Source organism: Bradyrhizobium sp. AZCC 1719 (genome assembly GCF_036924525.1).
GTDB lineage: Bacteria > Pseudomonadota > Alphaproteobacteria > Rhizobiales > Xanthobacteraceae > Bradyrhizobium.
This window is the reverse complement of record NZ_JAZHRU010000001.1, coordinates 4,405,875-4,419,559: the sequence shown is the minus strand read 5'-3', so window position 1 is coordinate 4,419,559 and position 13,685 is coordinate 4,405,875. Positions and strand designations below refer to the sequence as shown.

16 protein-coding genes are annotated in these 13,685 nt (G+C 57.6%); 13 read left to right on the top strand and 3 right to left on the bottom strand.

From position 1 onward, the window contains the following. Position 1: 1 nt before the first annotated feature. The 10 genes from V1292_RS20740 to V1292_RS20695 all read left to right on the top strand — a co-directional run bounded on the left by V1292_RS20740 (position 2) and on the right by V1292_RS20695 (position 9,067). Complete coding sequence (locus tag V1292_RS20740; protein WP_334374555.1) at positions 2-478, top strand: hypothetical protein; 477 nt, start codon at positions 2-4, stop codon at positions 476-478. A gap of 178 nt (positions 479-656) precedes the next feature. After that, complete coding sequence (locus V1292_RS20735; RefSeq protein ID WP_334374554.1) at positions 657-803, top strand: hypothetical protein; 147 nt, start codon at positions 657-659, stop codon at positions 801-803. A gap of 10 nt (positions 804-813) precedes the next feature. Beyond that, a complete protein-coding gene (locus V1292_RS20730) occupies positions 814-975 on the top strand; it encodes a hypothetical protein (protein ID WP_334374553.1) in 162 nt (53 codons plus the stop codon). Between the two features lie 182 nt (positions 976-1,157). After that, entirely contained in the window at positions 1,158-1,355 is a 198-nt protein-coding gene (locus V1292_RS20725) for a helix-turn-helix transcriptional regulator (protein ID WP_334374552.1), read from the top strand. 62 nt (positions 1,356-1,417) lie between these two features. Further along, positions 1,418-1,738 (top strand): hypothetical protein, encoded by a 321-nt coding sequence (locus tag V1292_RS20720; RefSeq protein WP_334374551.1) that lies wholly within the window; start codon positions 1,418-1,420, stop codon positions 1,736-1,738. Positions 1,739-1,741: 3 nt separating this feature from the next. Continuing rightward, a complete protein-coding gene (locus tag V1292_RS20715) occupies positions 1,742-4,987 on the top strand; it encodes a bifunctional DNA primase/polymerase (protein ID WP_334374550.1) in 3,246 nt (1,081 codons plus the stop codon). Positions 4,988-5,296: 309 nt separating this feature from the next. After that, entirely contained in the window at positions 5,297-5,737 is a 441-nt protein-coding gene (locus V1292_RS20710) for a hypothetical protein (protein ID WP_334374549.1), read from the top strand. A 433-nt stretch (positions 5,738-6,170) separates the two neighbouring features. Next, positions 6,171-7,049: a hypothetical protein gene (locus V1292_RS20705; RefSeq protein ID WP_334374548.1), complete on the top strand. Its 879-nt coding sequence runs from the start codon at positions 6,171-6,173 to the stop codon at positions 7,047-7,049. A gap of 379 nt (positions 7,050-7,428) precedes the next feature. Further along, entirely contained in the window at positions 7,429-7,809 is a 381-nt protein-coding gene (locus V1292_RS20700) for a hypothetical protein (RefSeq protein WP_334374546.1), read from the top strand. Between the two features lie 94 nt (positions 7,810-7,903). Continuing rightward, positions 7,904-9,067, top strand: a complete 1,164-nt coding sequence (locus V1292_RS20695; protein WP_334374545.1) for a DUF1353 domain-containing protein — start codon at positions 7,904-7,906, stop codon at positions 9,065-9,067. A gap of 279 nt (positions 9,068-9,346) precedes the next feature. Here V1292_RS20695 and V1292_RS20690 read toward each other — a convergent pair whose 3' ends face one another. Both V1292_RS20690 and V1292_RS20685 read right to left on the bottom strand, forming a co-directional pair. Continuing rightward, entirely contained in the window at positions 9,347-10,057 is a 711-nt protein-coding gene (locus tag V1292_RS20690) for a hypothetical protein (RefSeq protein ID WP_334374544.1), read from the bottom strand. 18 nt (positions 10,058-10,075) lie between these two features. Continuing rightward, positions 10,076-10,516: a hypothetical protein gene (locus tag V1292_RS20685; protein ID WP_334374543.1), complete on the bottom strand. Its 441-nt coding sequence runs from the start codon at positions 10,514-10,516 to the stop codon at positions 10,076-10,078. A 481-nt stretch (positions 10,517-10,997) separates the two neighbouring features. On the opposite strand from V1292_RS20685, the gene V1292_RS20680 reads away from it, so the two are divergent. From V1292_RS20680 to V1292_RS20670, 3 genes are read left to right on the top strand one after another with little or no spacing between them, the layout of a single operon-like run. Next, positions 10,998-11,183, top strand: coding sequence for a helix-turn-helix transcriptional regulator (locus V1292_RS20680; protein ID WP_334374542.1), 186 nt, complete (start codon positions 10,998-11,000; stop codon positions 11,181-11,183). Further along, positions 11,180-11,374, top strand: coding sequence for a hypothetical protein (locus V1292_RS20675; RefSeq protein WP_334374541.1), 195 nt, complete (start codon positions 11,180-11,182; stop codon positions 11,372-11,374). Before V1292_RS20680 ends, V1292_RS20675 begins: the two co-directional genes overlap by 4 nt. A gap of 41 nt (positions 11,375-11,415) precedes the next feature. After that, positions 11,416-12,255, top strand: coding sequence for a hypothetical protein (locus V1292_RS20670; protein WP_334374540.1), 840 nt, complete (start codon positions 11,416-11,418; stop codon positions 12,253-12,255). 77 nt (positions 12,256-12,332) lie between these two features. Here the strand turns inward: V1292_RS20670 and V1292_RS20665 are convergent, their stop codons facing one another. Continuing rightward, complete coding sequence (locus tag V1292_RS20665) at positions 12,333-13,646, bottom strand: DUF4062 domain-containing protein (RefSeq protein WP_334374539.1); 1,314 nt, start codon at positions 13,644-13,646, stop codon at positions 12,333-12,335. Positions 13,647-13,685: the final 39 nt, after the last annotated feature.

Here is a 13,685-nt window from a genome sequence, read left to right as displayed (position 1 = left end):
GATGACGAAGCTGCCTTCCGCGCAAGAGCTTGAATTGAGCGAACTCACTGGCATCTTTTTGGAGACGTGCAATCCGGCAGCCGCGTGGCTCGCTTATCATCTCGCGAGAAAACACAATCTGCCGGTGCCAGACATCATCACCGCAGAGATCGACCGTTTCGCCGCCGAGGTGGCAAAGCCAGCACTGGCGGCTTGGCAAGGCGACCGCCGCGCGAAAATCGAGGCAAAGGCGGTTGCGCAGGCGTGGGGCTGTACACGCGGCAAAGAACCTGCGGAAGGCTTGCTACTGAGTCGTAGAAATAGCGACATTGTTTGCAACTATTGGGAAAAAGTGCGCCCGGCGGACGGTTTGCGCCCCACTGATGCGATTGCCGAGCTCGCTAACGAATACAATCTAAGCCACAAAGAGGTTGAGCGCATTCTGACCGCATCGCGAAAGGTATTCGACAAGAACGATCCCGCTCGTTTCGACGGATGATCCGTCGCGAAACCGGCTTTAGACCGTCTCGCGAAATCGCCGTTTTGACGAGGGCGACAACTGCCAAGGCAAAGAGTTAGCCTTTGTGTATAAATTAACAGCACAAGGGCTAACATCAGTGGCTAAACATCTCCTGTCTTCGAGCGACGTTTGCGCTCTTTTCGGTAACACCAGCAAAATGACTCTGTGGCGTTGGCTGCAAGACGATTCGCTCGGCTTTCCGAAGCCGACCAAGATTCGGCAGCGGCGCTATTGGGATGCCGACGAAATCGAGGCGTTTCGTTCGCGTATGCTGAACAGCGCGATAGGCAAGCGTGCGGCGTGAGGTGATGGCGATGACCGATCCCGACCTGGACCAACCGACCTACGCAACTGAACTCGCTAAGGTCCTCGACCACGCCGAGACGACGGCAGAGATTACCCTGAGCATTACCGACGCTAAGCTCGCAGCTACGGCACTGCGGCACTATGCGGATTGGCTCGAAGCCAACACCTGATCGCCGTCCGGCGGTCCTACCTCAACAATACCTCAACACCGACACGCGGTGCCTGCCGCGTGTTCGGCGACGTTTGCCTTGAGGAAGAGGATTTTCGTTAGGGATACCCAAACACCCCCGACAAACCCACCGTAACCCTTCAAGACTAATCACTGTCCCTCACAGCAGATCGGAGCAAGATCGTGGGCATCAATCTTCTGACCGAAGCCGAAGTCGCTGACTTCCTTGGAAAATCAGTCATCACGCTCGCACGTTGGCGACGCGAGGGCTACGGCCCTGCCTATGTTCGCATCGGACGCTCGCCGCGGTATCGGCGTGAAGACCTTGCGCTCTTCATGCAAGCCAACTCCATAGTGCCGGGCGGTGCGAGCGCCTCATAACCCACACATGCAAAACCCGCCGTTGGCGCGGCGGGCGATGCGAAACACGAAAGGAAAGTCCGATGAAGCCCGATTTTTATAGCCCCGACTCGAAGTGCGAGCAAGCATATAAGCGCTGGGTCGCGTCTCCTATGTACAAGCCGATCAACGCTGACGCCGTTCTTGCAGCGGCGCGGCGGCACGAAAAATATATGCGCACGGCCTTGCACCGCGACTACGAAATGCGCGTATTCGAGGACGGCAGCGTGTTCTTCCGCAACACCGAAATTCCGGGTTTGGAACGGCTGTTCTCGTTCGAACAAATTCAAGAAGCAACGCGCGACCTGTTCTGGTCGGACCCCCACCGCTCACTTTGGCAGCATATCGCAGCGCTCTGGCTCTGAGCGATGGCCTCACCTTTTGCTCTGACGGCCCCTTGGCTGATCGCGCACGGCTACTCGCCGTTGCCGATTGCACCGACTGGCGATGACGATTGGGCGCCGAAAGGGAAAGAGCCCGGCGCATTTGAGGTGCGCGACGGCGAACCTGTGTGGCGTCGCCTCAAGAAGTGGGACGTGTTCTGCCTGCGGCAGGCGCATCCCAAGATCATCGCACATTGGTCAGCATGGCCCGATGCCGGTATCGGCTTGGGCTGCGGCTACAGCGGACTGGTAGCGGTCGATATCGACGACGACGCCCTTGTCGAGCCGATCCGCGCAGTTCTGCCGCCGGTCATGGTGGCGAAGCGCGGACGGAAGGGCTTCACCGCGTTCTACCGGTCCGCCAAGCCGCCGCCCTCGAAAAACTATCGCACCGCAGACAAGCGCGGCCTTCTCGATTTTCTGAGTGTCGGCAAGCAGACGGTGTTACCGCCGACGGCGCACCCGGCCGGAGGTCGGTACGAATGGATCACCGAACGGACGCTTCTCGACACATCGATTGCAGAGCTTCCCGAAATCACTGGCGCGCATGTCGCCGCGATGGAGGCCGTTCTCCGCTCTCACGGTTGGGATGCCCCCGCTGAGCGTCCCGGGCATCCTGAGAGGCCCGTAGAACGGCCTGCGCGCAGCACCGCGCCCGTCGCGTGGGGCGACGACGACGTGAACGCGGCGGCGCTCGCGAACCTGTCCGCGTGGGTGCCCGACCTTGGCCTGCCAAAGCTCCGCCGACATGGTGCTGGTTATCGTGCTGTTGCGCCCTGGCGCGGGTCCGGCACCGGTCGCGGGATTGCTGCGCGCGCCGCAAATCTCGGTATCCATCCGACCGGCATTCGGGACTTCGGAAGCGACGACACCTTCAGCGCCGTGACGCTGGTCGCAGAGGCGAGCAACCTAGACTATAGCGCCGCCGCTGCGTGGCTTCGTGACCGGCTGGGACTGACCCAAGAGCCGATTCTACATCTGACCACGCGCCTCAAGCCAACCTACCGGGACAACCGCGTCCCGCTCGCCGATGCCGCCACCCGCTTGCGGGCGCTCACCGGTGATGAATTTGCCGACGCCATCCTGACCGGGATCGCGGTTCGCAATCAGGGAAAGATCAAGCCGCCGCTGATCCACCCGTCACACCCGGTTACGGTGGTGCGGGTCGAGGCCGGTGTCGGCAAAACCCATACGGCGATTGAAGCCATTGCGAAGCAAGCTCGGCTTGGCCGCCGATTCGTTTACGTTGTTCCTCGCCACGACTTGGCGGATCAAGTTGCAAAGAGCTTCGAAGAACGTGGCGTCAAGGCCGAGGTCTATCGCGGATACGACCGCCCCGACCCGCTCACGCCCGACCATCTCATGTGCCGCAATCTGCCTGCCTATGAGGCCGCGCGCGCCCTTGGCGTCGGTGCACGGGATGCCGTCTGCCAACGGCGCATTGATAACGAGACCGTTCGATGTCCACTCGCCAATGTCTGCGGATTGGAACGCCAGCGCGACGCTCGGCCGTCCGTTTGGGTTGTTCCTGCGGCGTTGCTGCACTCAAAGCGGCCGGACTTCTTTTTTGAGCCCGACGCTGTCGTGATCGACGAAGGGTTCATTGACAACGCGATCGGCGAGCCGGTGGCGGTTGACGTCGCTACGCTGCTCAAGGCCAAGATCGAAGCTTGCAATGACGAGGAACACGAAGTGGTTGAGCGCTTTCGCCACCGTCTTGCCTCCGCGATCAAGGCGAACGGCGACGGGCCGCTGTCCCGCGCCGCGCTGATAGACCACGGGATCAACGCCGAAGACGCCTACGCGGTCGGCTGGCTTGAGCAACGTCGCGTCGGTTCGTCGATCTTGCGCCCCGACATGCGGGAAAGCGAACTCAAGACCGTTGCTTATCGCCATGCGGCACGGAACAAGTTCGCTCGCGCTGCCGGGGTGCTGTGGCATGAGATCGCGGCCTTTCTTGAGGAATGGAAGATCGAGTCAATCCTCGGCGATAGATCACGATCAGGGCGGATCACGGTGACGGACGGCAAGGTTTCTGTGACGCCGTTGCAGCCTATGCATCCGTCGTGGCGCGCGCCGACGCTCGTGCTCGACGCTACCGCGCCTCCGGTGTCGCTACTCGCGATTGCGCTCGGTGAGATCGAAGCCCCTGGCTGGCCTCCGGTTGTGACCGAACAGCCGGACGTTTCTGCTAAGTGGCCCGATCACGTGCGGGTGCGGCAGGTTGTCGGCGCGCCGGTCAGCATGTCGAAGCTCGGCCTCTGGAAGGACGCCAAGCCGCGTAACGTACGTGACGTGGTGCGTTACATAGCGCTTCGCGCCGCGCTGGCTGCGCCCGCGACGGTCGGCCTGATCACTTACAAGGGATTGCGTGAGAAGATCGCGGACCTGCTTCCAGCAAACGTTGTCGCGCGGCACTTCGGAGCCCTCGCGGGCATGAACGACATGCAGGGCGTTGCGGGGTTGATCGTTATTGGGCGACCCGCTCCCACGCGCGCCGCCGTAGAGGCCGCTGCATCTGTGTTCGCCGGTCGGCCGCTCTCCGGTGGTGAGGGGCATTTCTTCGATCAAAGGCAAGGCGGCATCCTGCTTGCTGATGGCTCTGTCATTGCGACCACGGTGGATCGCCACCCCGAACCGATTGCAGAGGCGCTGCGTTGGCGGATCACTGTGGGGGAGTTGCTTCAGGCGGTGGGCCGATTGCGCCCCCACAGGCGCGCCGAGCCGTGTTGGCTGGACGTTTTGTGTGACGTGCCGTTGCCGATCACGGTTCATGAGATCGCACGCTGGGGAGACGTAGCTCCGGGGGGCCTCGCTGACATGGCGGCGGAGGGCGTGCTCCTGACAAATGTTCAGGACGCCATGACGGCATTCAAAATGACGGAATGGGACGCCCGAGGAGTCGGTGGTTTCTCTATAGAGTCTCTTATTAGAGATTCCACCGACTCCTCTCCCATCCGAAAGTTCACCTACCAGAAGGCAGGACCCGGCCAGAAGCGGTACACCGGCTACTATCTCCCCGGTGTCCTGGCCGGTGGCACGGCCGCCCTCCGGGTGTGGCTAGAAGAATGGCTGGGGCCGCTGGCGAGCCTTGAAGTTGAGCGGATGCCGTCGCGCGCCGCCTTCGTCAAGATCGCTCGGGAGGCAGGCCACTTGAAGTTTGCGAACATTTTTTCACTGGTGCTGGAATCGATCGAGACGTTCTTTGACGATCTTGAACCGATCACGTAGGGCCTGCGACCATGAACCTGCGAGAGCAGATTGCCCCGGATCAACCGGGATCAGGAAGAGGCCCGGCAATTAGCGATCCAGCAGCGCGCTTTGATCGCGAAGGATTCGCTCGCTCTGGCGCTTCCCCCTCGGCGGGATGGTCGCTAGCTCGGCGCCCGTTCGGCGCTGGCACGGCGTTCGCGAAGCTGATGGGTACGCAAATCTTCGCTGTCGGAGGGTTGGCTCCTGCCCAGCTTTTTCGTTGCGATCTCGCGCGCGGGTCACTAAAGTAGCGGCATTATAAGAATAAAACTTTGAGGCATTAATTAGATGTCTGCTGACGCGCGCAAGCTTATTTCTAGCGCCGAAAACGCAATCGGCACCGATGCATACCTAGTTTATCCAAACAACCTGCGCCAGATTCCCGAAGTGGTGATCTGGGGTTTTGCCTCCGCTTGCGTGCTGGAGTTTGTGAAGGCGTTTGTGGATCTGAAGGGGATCGGCGAAGCGGCTCGAGAATTGATTGCTGGATTGTTGAAAAGTTTGAAGGAGCGCAGCTCGTTCGAGGAATACTGTCGCACAGAGGGCCTGGATGCCGCGGTGCTGAGCGCAATTGCAACGATCCCCGAAAGGATCGATGAAAAGCAGTTTGAGGTCGGCCCCGTAGGCTTGAAGTCCGTCCTAACTCAGCTTGGCCTTCCCGAAGATGAGGCTGCAACACTTTCCGGTAAGATGGGCAACGCGATCAGAACGCACAGCGTTAAACGCTAGTATGTCACTATTCAGCGGGCACATATTGCCTTCGTCGTCCTACGTGGCGCTACAGCGCGTAGCCCTCGCATTCAACATCGGCAGTGAAGAGATCCTCGACCACACAAGGCTAGTAGCCTACGCGGCGCTGTTGGCACCGAAGGAGGGGACAACCTCAAACTCCAACGGTCGAACCTGGTGGCACGCCAAAAAATTCGAATGCGAGTATTGGATCAGCATAAATCCCGGAGAGTTTAGGACGGAACCACCGGAACAGCCTTGTAGTATCAGAGAGATACCTGACGACTTTCCGTTCGTCCCGATACGGCAGATGTTGCGAGATGCGTTGGCGGCGTGCTCGTCGGTGTTGCCAGTTCATGAACAAGAGTTGCGCGTCATGGCGCTAGCCGCGCGCCTACTCGCTAGGGACCCAAAGCCCTCTTTGGTGCCCATATTGGACGACATCGCTCGCAATCGCGCACAAATTGCAGACAAGCACGCCTTCGATACTATGCTTGCTCGCCTTTATCAGGAGTATCTGTTCGAGGGAGTTTGCACCGTTGCCGATTTTTCGATTGTCTTGCTGCTCTTTCAGCTTCCGTATCAGACCGGAAGGGGCTTCGACTACGCTGAGGTAGCTCATCCAAGTTCTTTCCTAGCAAACTACATCCGACACATGTTGAGCGGCCCAGAAGAAGTGAACGTAAGACTTCGGTTCGCCAAGATGGCAAGCCGGTTTAGGGCGAACGGGCGCGAGATGATCCGCACTGCATTGGACGGAACAATGTCCGGCATGTCCAGCAAGCTCGGTTTGGCAATTCACCTCTTTATGAGTGCGAACGCTATCGTTGACGGTCTGCAAGATGCTGGAGTCAAAGACTTACCGTACCCACCCAATTTGGGCTCCGAGTCTTTCGCCTGCACCAGTTCAGCGATCAACGTCGGCGCAGAGTTCTTTTTCGCCGCTCCCGATGGCTTCGCAAAGCTCCTTCAGGCGGAAGTCATCAATGGCAGGAGAACGCTCGAGTCGCTGGAGAAGCATCATAGCTCGGAGTTTGAACCAACCTTTACCCGAAATTTCGCCAAGATACTCACTGCTCAGGCAGAAACGCTTTCGGACGACAGAATAGATATAAGGCGAGGTGCCGGTGCGCTGAAGGCGTTCTTAGACGAACACCGAGAGGATGCGGAAATGGATATGGAAACTGAGTGGGCGGAACATGCGCTTTGTAAGGCCTATCTCAAGCTTGGCGAAAGAGACGCGGCCGAACAAATCTCCCTTAGGATTGCTAAACGGCGATTAGAGCGGAGTTTTGGTTCGCCCAGCAACTGATAACGCAACGGCAAGCGCCCCTCTTGGGTCCTAAGACCTACCCCTGCCGAGCGGGTGACGCGCGACCTCCCGCCTCCGGTAGATACAAAATTTCAAAAGTGACTTTTTGTTCTCGGAGCGTTTCGCGCTGCGATGCGGAGCCCCGCGCTAGGGCGACTGCAATGGGCTGTAGCGCAATAGCTCTTCGTCCAATCCTGAAAGCAATTTCAATCGCCTCAGGATGCCGCCGATGCCCGCCCCCCAGCTTTATCCCACCGAATTTCGCGCTGCGCTAATTCCCTCCGCCCGAAAGCGGCGAAGGAACCCTCGCACCGTCACGATGCCCGAGCGCGTCGGGCCGTTTGTGAGACTCGTCTTCGCCGAGATGGCGAGACAGCGCGTGACCTACGACTCGCTGGAGGAGCGAAGTGGGGTCCGAAGGGCTTCGGTTAAGGCGTGGAGAAAGAAGAACCGGCCGGGTTTGGAGTCGGTCGAAGCCGTGCTGGCAACGCTTGGGTTTGGCTTTTGCCCTGTCCCCTCGCTCGAAGCGCTACCCGCCGAACTCGCTGGCGAACTCACCGCCCTCGCGCTCAAGCTGCGATTGAATATCCCGCAGACATGGGCCGCACTGATCGACATCGGCATAGCGCAGAGGCTAATCAGCATGCGCGCCGACGAACGCGCTGCTGTGCTGGCTGAGCATGACACGCGTCGATTGCGCCACGACAACGACAACACACCGCAACAGCGCACCAGCGAAGGCGAGGCCTCAGCGACTTAGGGCGTGGCTTCAACGTCTCCCCGCCCATAAAAATTGCCTTGGCGAGGTGTTTCAAAACTGCAACTATGAGCTTTGGCGAGGGATGGAGGTGCCCATGGACGAGGACGCCAAGCAACAATTTGCTATCGAGCGGGAGAAGGTAGTCCTCCAAACCCAATTGGAGCGCAAGAGGCTAACAGTCCAGAACGAATTGGAACGGGAGAAGCTAACCGTTCAAAAGGAATTAGAGTGGCAGAAGCTCGCCGATCAAAAGGAATTAGAGCGAGAGAAATTAACTGTAGATCGTCTCAAGTCTCGGCTAGACTTCAAAAAGTTCATCCTGGGAAGCGTATTCGTCGCCGTGGCGATAGCTGCAATCCCGCCGCTGTTTCAATTAGCGACAGCCGTTCTGGAATATACGAAATCGACCGCAGATCGGCTGGCGAAGCAGCAAGCCCTTCGAGACGACTACAATAAAGATTTCATAAACAACGCACTGAATCAAGATATCGAATTACGCATTCGATTCTCGCAATATCTCGCAAATGTCTCGAGTGAACCAAACAGGCCGGACTGGCTGCGATACCACAAAGAGTTAAAGGCCGGACGGGATACCATTCGAATTGAAATCGACAAAATGGAAGCACGTTGGCGCACGCTCTCGGGCGCGAAAGATAGGGACGAAATCGAAATAGCAAAGTTAGAGAGAAATCTCGATTGGGCGTACAAAGAAGTTGGATACGTTCCGAAAAATCGGAGTGCGGTTGTAAATCCACGCGCGCCCGAGCCTGCCATTGCACCAGCCACTCCGATCGCGCCTACCTCGACCCTGTTCATACAACCGCTGCTCGATCAAATGTACGTTGTGTCGAAGCCCTTCATTTGGGTTCCCAAAGCAGATCAGGGCAAGAAGTATGAGCCAGTGATAGTTCCAGCCGGGTTTGTACTTTCCCTAGATATCGTGCCCAAAGTGTTCTGGGCACTTTTGTCGCCGGACAGCAACAATGCTGCTCCAACGGTACTCCTTCAGTTTCTGTACTGGGATCAGAATAGGTCCCGAGAAGTCGCCGATGACATCTTTAGAATTGCTCTCGAAGAATCCGGCGCTAGTACGTCAAACGTAACAATTCTCTATCAATCTGTCAGGCGGTTCGGGCAAGCAGCTTGGGACGAAAACGCGAGACAAAAGGCACAAGGAGAGAAGCGTATTCTCAAAGAAATTCCAACAGAACCGGCTAAATGGGCAGACCTGAAACAGCGCCCTGAGAACTTCCAGTAACGTCGCCCCCTTTCCTCAACGTTCGCGTCCTCAGCATCTCGCAAGATCGGGTACCTTGCCAACAGGTCTTCGCCGCACAGCACACTTGCCAGCGCTTCCCTGCCCTTCATTTCAATGCGTACCATCAAGACATAGCTTCCTTAGAGCGCCTGCTTCGCTTGGGCAAAGGTCGTACACGGCCTGTAGACGCAGCCAGTGTGCCTTCTCCGAATGATCCGCTCTTGTTGACCCAACGCCGAAAACAATACGCTCAGGATAGATCAACCCTTGTGTGCCGAGCTATTTGAGGGAAGCCCATATCAGGAGATTCACGAATTGGGAGATAGGAAGGATTATAATGATGGCGAGCGTAGTGCTGAACTGTATAGCGAGAAGTGTTCTAAAACGAGAACCTCCATATTGTTGAACAATACACTCAGCAAAAATGGCGAACGAACATAGAGAAAAGACGAAACCAAGCGGCTCAACAACAAACATAACCTCACCAAAAGGGCCACCTTTCGACGCTTCATGGAAGAGACGTGGGATCGCGTCCCAAAATGAAAGGTTTAATGCTTTGACTGTGCTCATTATCGACAGAAGATTGGCCTGTGTTGGGATCGCCAAGAAACTAGAAATAGGCCAATAAACGCCCACCGTAGCGACGAACATCGCCAAGGTATCGAACAGGTTGGAGGATAACCTAAACAAGCGAAAGCCAAAGTGCACGATAGCGCCGATTAGCAACACATTGAGCGACATCGTCAGAACATAGGGCACCAGAAATCCCATATCAGTCCATTCTATTCGATACATTCGGAAAATCGGAGTCTGGAATAGCATCGTCAGAATCGCCGACCAGAGCCATAAGGCTATCAATCGTCCGGTCCTTGTTTCGCTGTCGGTTATAGAGAGAATGGCCTGCACCGATTGCGCGGGTGCCGCCGCCGCTTGGCACCACGTAATCAGTCCCTTCAAAAAAACTTCCAACGTCTCGATTATCGCTTTCATTGGTTCAACGTCGCTGTACTAAGCTCGCGCGGGCGCCAACGCTACTACGAATAGCACAAGCGCAATAACCAATGCCGTCAGACCGCTTGCGAACAATCCAAGGTGCGCAGTAAGCCCTATCTTGAGAGCTGAAGTAATGAGTAACGCTGCCAGTATGATCGTTATTAGCGAAGAGGCCAGGATACTCCATCTTCGCCTCTCGCAAATCTTCTTTGCCAAGTAAAGAAAGCCCAGTGCAAGAACCGCTCCTAGAACGATTATCGCCAGCATAAACAACAGGATAAAAACTAGCCCGTCATTCTGCACACCCACTCGCGCCGCTGTAACAACGCAAGCAATAGGTACCACTAAAACAAGTAGCCAGAAACAGAACAACAACAGAAGAGCAAACGAATTTAGAACCACGTCGGCAAACGTTATTGAGGGGGCCGGACGATTGTTGCGGAAGGCATCTGACATTGTTCATTCCCCTGAAAACAAACTTGTGTCGCGGGGATCGTTGCCTCCCGTTAGCGGCCGCCCAGTATGAGGCTGGCACCTTGCAAGTCGGAGGGTACCCAGACGATATAAGCATCTTGTTATGCACGCAACAGGTGCGAGCCAGTCGTCAACGCGGTCGGGGTGTTGGCCTCACGGCCCCTGCTGCCGCTTGCTGCCGCTGCGGAAGAGGCAATCGAATGAATGAGCGGGATGTCGCATCTGGCCCATCCCAACTTATTGCGCCGTCGCGCGAGCTTGATCGCTAACTGCGCAAGCGGACATACCGCGCCGGCTCCCGCCACCGGTACACCGCCTTAAGGGATACCGAAACGGGCCTGACGAATCTGAGCAGATTGCGCAAATTGCTCGCGTCACCATCGCTCTGACAAAGCAAGAACAACAAGTGCAGCGGGGCGCTTCGGCGGCCGAACCCCGCTGTGACTTTTGCGAGAGGTCGAAAATGTCTGAAACTTTTCTCTCCCGACGAAAGATCGCATCGCGCGGCGGTTTCTCGCCGAATACGCTCAAAAACTATGCCGAACGCGGGATTGGCCCTGAGTTCGTGAAGGTCGGTGGTTCTTACCGTTACAGTGTCGCCGCATTTGATGCATGGCTTGCGCAACACAAGGTCGGAGCCGCCCAATGAGCCGCGCCAGACTTCTCGCAGACCTTAAGGCTGCGACCACCGACCTCGCAGCGGCGCGCCAAGCGCTCGCTGACGAACAGTTCCGTGCGCGGCATGGCATGGCGCACAATCTCATATTCGCGGCGCACGTTGAGCACACGACTTACCATCGCTGGCTCCGGATCGGCGAAGCTCTCGCCAACTATCGCTGATCACCACCTCGCCCCGCACCATTTACGAAGGCTAACCAGCAATGAAGATCCTGAATCACATCTTCGGAAAGAAGACCCCAACTTCCACCGCCATCGCTGCCGAGATCGAAAAGGCGCGCGCTGAGCACGCCGCCGCCGTCGCCAAAAGCGGGGCCGCACTGGCCGGCCTTTCGACCATGAGTGATGCCGAACACGTCAAGGCGGAAGCCGAGTACCAGGCACAACGTCGCGCCGCCGACCGCGCCGAGGCTCGTGTTGCCGATCTCGAAAAAGCGCATGCCGAAGCGCTCGCGGCCGAAGCGGAAGCTGAGAAGCGGGCCGAGACGGAGCGGTTTCGCCAACGTATCGAGGCTGCGCGTCATGCGGTCGAGGTTGAAGCCGCCACTCTTCTTCGCTCCTACGATGAGCACGCCGCTGCGATTGCGGATGTGCTCACGCGTCTTGACGCGATGAACGCCGAAGCGAACGCGGTCAACGAAGCTGGCCGACATACGCCGGGCTTCGAGCCGGTGCGCAACACCGACGCGGCACATCGCAAGCACCCGGATCGGCTCCCGAGTGAACAGCGCGAGAAGCGGCAGTGCTGGGTCTTTAAGTACCCTGCCAGCCCGCCCGACACCGAACGGGTGAAGTATCAAGCGGAGGCCGCACGCGAAGAAGTAATTGAAGCGACCATCGGCGCAGATGGCAAGGCAATCCCGGTCCCGCCCGAGCGATACGACTACTACGGCCGCGTTCTTATCATCAGGCCGGCGCTTGAAACTCGCGAGATCGTTATCGAGCGGACCAACTTCAGGCCGGGCGTCGTCGAAGCGAGCCTGAACAACGTCAGCCTTCCGCCCGGCTTCACCGGTGGCGAGCCCCACTGGCCGCGCAAGTGAGATTCCGGACGGCCCCGAGAAGGCCTTGATGTTGCTGCTCGGGGAAATGTCCAAAAGGGCGACGGCAAACCGCGCGGCTAGCGATTTTCAGAGACCTCGGACATCGGCTGTTCGCCCGCGGGACTGCTAGATTCCAGTCCAACGAACGTCCTGATTTGCTCCAGGGACACCTGCTCTCGCTTAAGCTCTTCTTCCTGTTCGCGGAATGGCGTCAGCGGCATGCGTTGAAGGGCGGCTGAGGGCTTGCCGTCCAAGACTTGAGCGAGAGCTTTTGCGAGAGCAGCAACATCGGCCCAACGGAAAAGCATATGAAGCACACCGGCAACAAGATGCGTGGGAACCGTTACCGATTTATTCGTGCCCCTATTCTTGGGCGCGCCACAAACGATGATCTCATTGAGACCTAATCCTGTTCGCGCCTTCTCAAGCTTGCGAATCTGGTCGAGCAATTCAGTCAGCAGGTCGTAGGCGGGCGTTTGCTTGAAATTGCCTTCCGCCGGAACGTATTCCAGCAGCAAATCGGACCCCAGAGCCGTTTCTAGTCCCGCTTCACTCAAGGTCGTGTTCGGGGCAATCATCGCCAAGAAGACCAGCCTGCCAAACGTTTGATCTGTCAGCCACACCGTACTCGTCAGAGCGTCAGTCTTGAGGTCGATCTCCTTGGCGAGCTTCAAGATCGTGGGCGCCGGAATCATGGGCTTGCCGTTGATAACAGGCACGACGTCCCGCAGGAGGATGAGCAACTGATTTTGCAGCGCCTTGCGTCCCGCGGCGTGCCGCACGGACAGGCCGTTTAGGATCAAAGGATCGAGAACATCGCGAATATCGGAAAACCGGCTAAAGGTGTGAACCCAGTTGCCTACCGGCATCGATCCGCGTCCCTTGACGGCCTCGGCGGTTTCTTTGTTTCGCGAAATTTCGTCGATAAACGATACGATAAAATCGCTGTCACTGGCGAAAGCGGTCGGCCTGGCGCTGATCTTCTTTCGAATTTCGTCGTCGAGTTCGGACAAGCTTTCAAGATGCTTCGATAGTTCCTTGCTGCCCTGACGATGGTTCCAAACTTCTTCACGGACGAACGAGAGCAGCTTTATCTTTCCGTCCTGAGCGAGTTCGTACGCGGTCCGGTATTCCTGTTGCGTAATGCTGACGCGGTTGGGGGCGTCAAACCAGCCCCCGACGCGCGTTCCGACCAACAGCAGAAAAACATCCGCCTGCTCGATCGTGTCGAGGCAGGCCTGATAGGAGTGCTTATCGAGCGGCTTTGTGAAATCGTTGTACTCCGAGGCAAGAACTCTGCACCCGTTCTCTTCCAAATGGTCCTTGATAGCGCTCCGCATGTCGCGGAAATCGTAAATCGTCGATGAAATAAATATCGTCGGGCGGTCCATTTGATCACACTAATTCGGTTCAGGATGGTGGCTAACGCG

Coding starts and splice junctions, on each gene's coding strand:
- V1292_RS20675 (WP_334374541.1), top strand. CDS start 11,180: ATGAGCCGCGCCAGACTTCTCGCAGACCTTAAGGCTGCGACCACCGAC.
- V1292_RS20665 (WP_334374539.1), bottom strand. CDS start 13,646: ATGGACCGCCCGACGATATTTATTTCATCGACGATTTACGATTTCCGC.
- V1292_RS20710 (WP_334374549.1), top strand. CDS start 5,297: ATGTCTGCTGACGCGCGCAAGCTTATTTCTAGCGCCGAAAACGCAATC.
- V1292_RS20670 (WP_334374540.1), top strand. CDS start 11,416: ATGAAGATCCTGAATCACATCTTCGGAAAGAAGACCCCAACTTCCACC.
- V1292_RS20715 (WP_334374550.1), top strand. CDS start 1,742: ATGGCCTCACCTTTTGCTCTGACGGCCCCTTGGCTGATCGCGCACGGC.
- V1292_RS20730 (WP_334374553.1), top strand. CDS start 814: ATGACCGATCCCGACCTGGACCAACCGACCTACGCAACTGAACTCGCT.
- V1292_RS20735 (WP_334374554.1), top strand. CDS start 657: ATGACTCTGTGGCGTTGGCTGCAAGACGATTCGCTCGGCTTTCCGAAG.
- V1292_RS20680 (WP_334374542.1), top strand. CDS start 10,998: ATGTCTGAAACTTTTCTCTCCCGACGAAAGATCGCATCGCGCGGCGGT.
- V1292_RS20740 (WP_334374555.1), top strand. CDS start 2: ATGACGAAGCTGCCTTCCGCGCAAGAGCTTGAATTGAGCGAACTCACT.
- V1292_RS20720 (WP_334374551.1), top strand. CDS start 1,418: ATGAAGCCCGATTTTTATAGCCCCGACTCGAAGTGCGAGCAAGCATAT.
- V1292_RS20690 (WP_334374544.1), bottom strand. CDS start 10,057: ATGAAAGCGATAATCGAGACGTTGGAAGTTTTTTTGAAGGGACTGATT.
- V1292_RS20685 (WP_334374543.1), bottom strand. CDS start 10,516: ATGTCAGATGCCTTCCGCAACAATCGTCCGGCCCCCTCAATAACGTTT.
- V1292_RS20695 (WP_334374545.1), top strand. CDS start 7,904: ATGGACGAGGACGCCAAGCAACAATTTGCTATCGAGCGGGAGAAGGTA.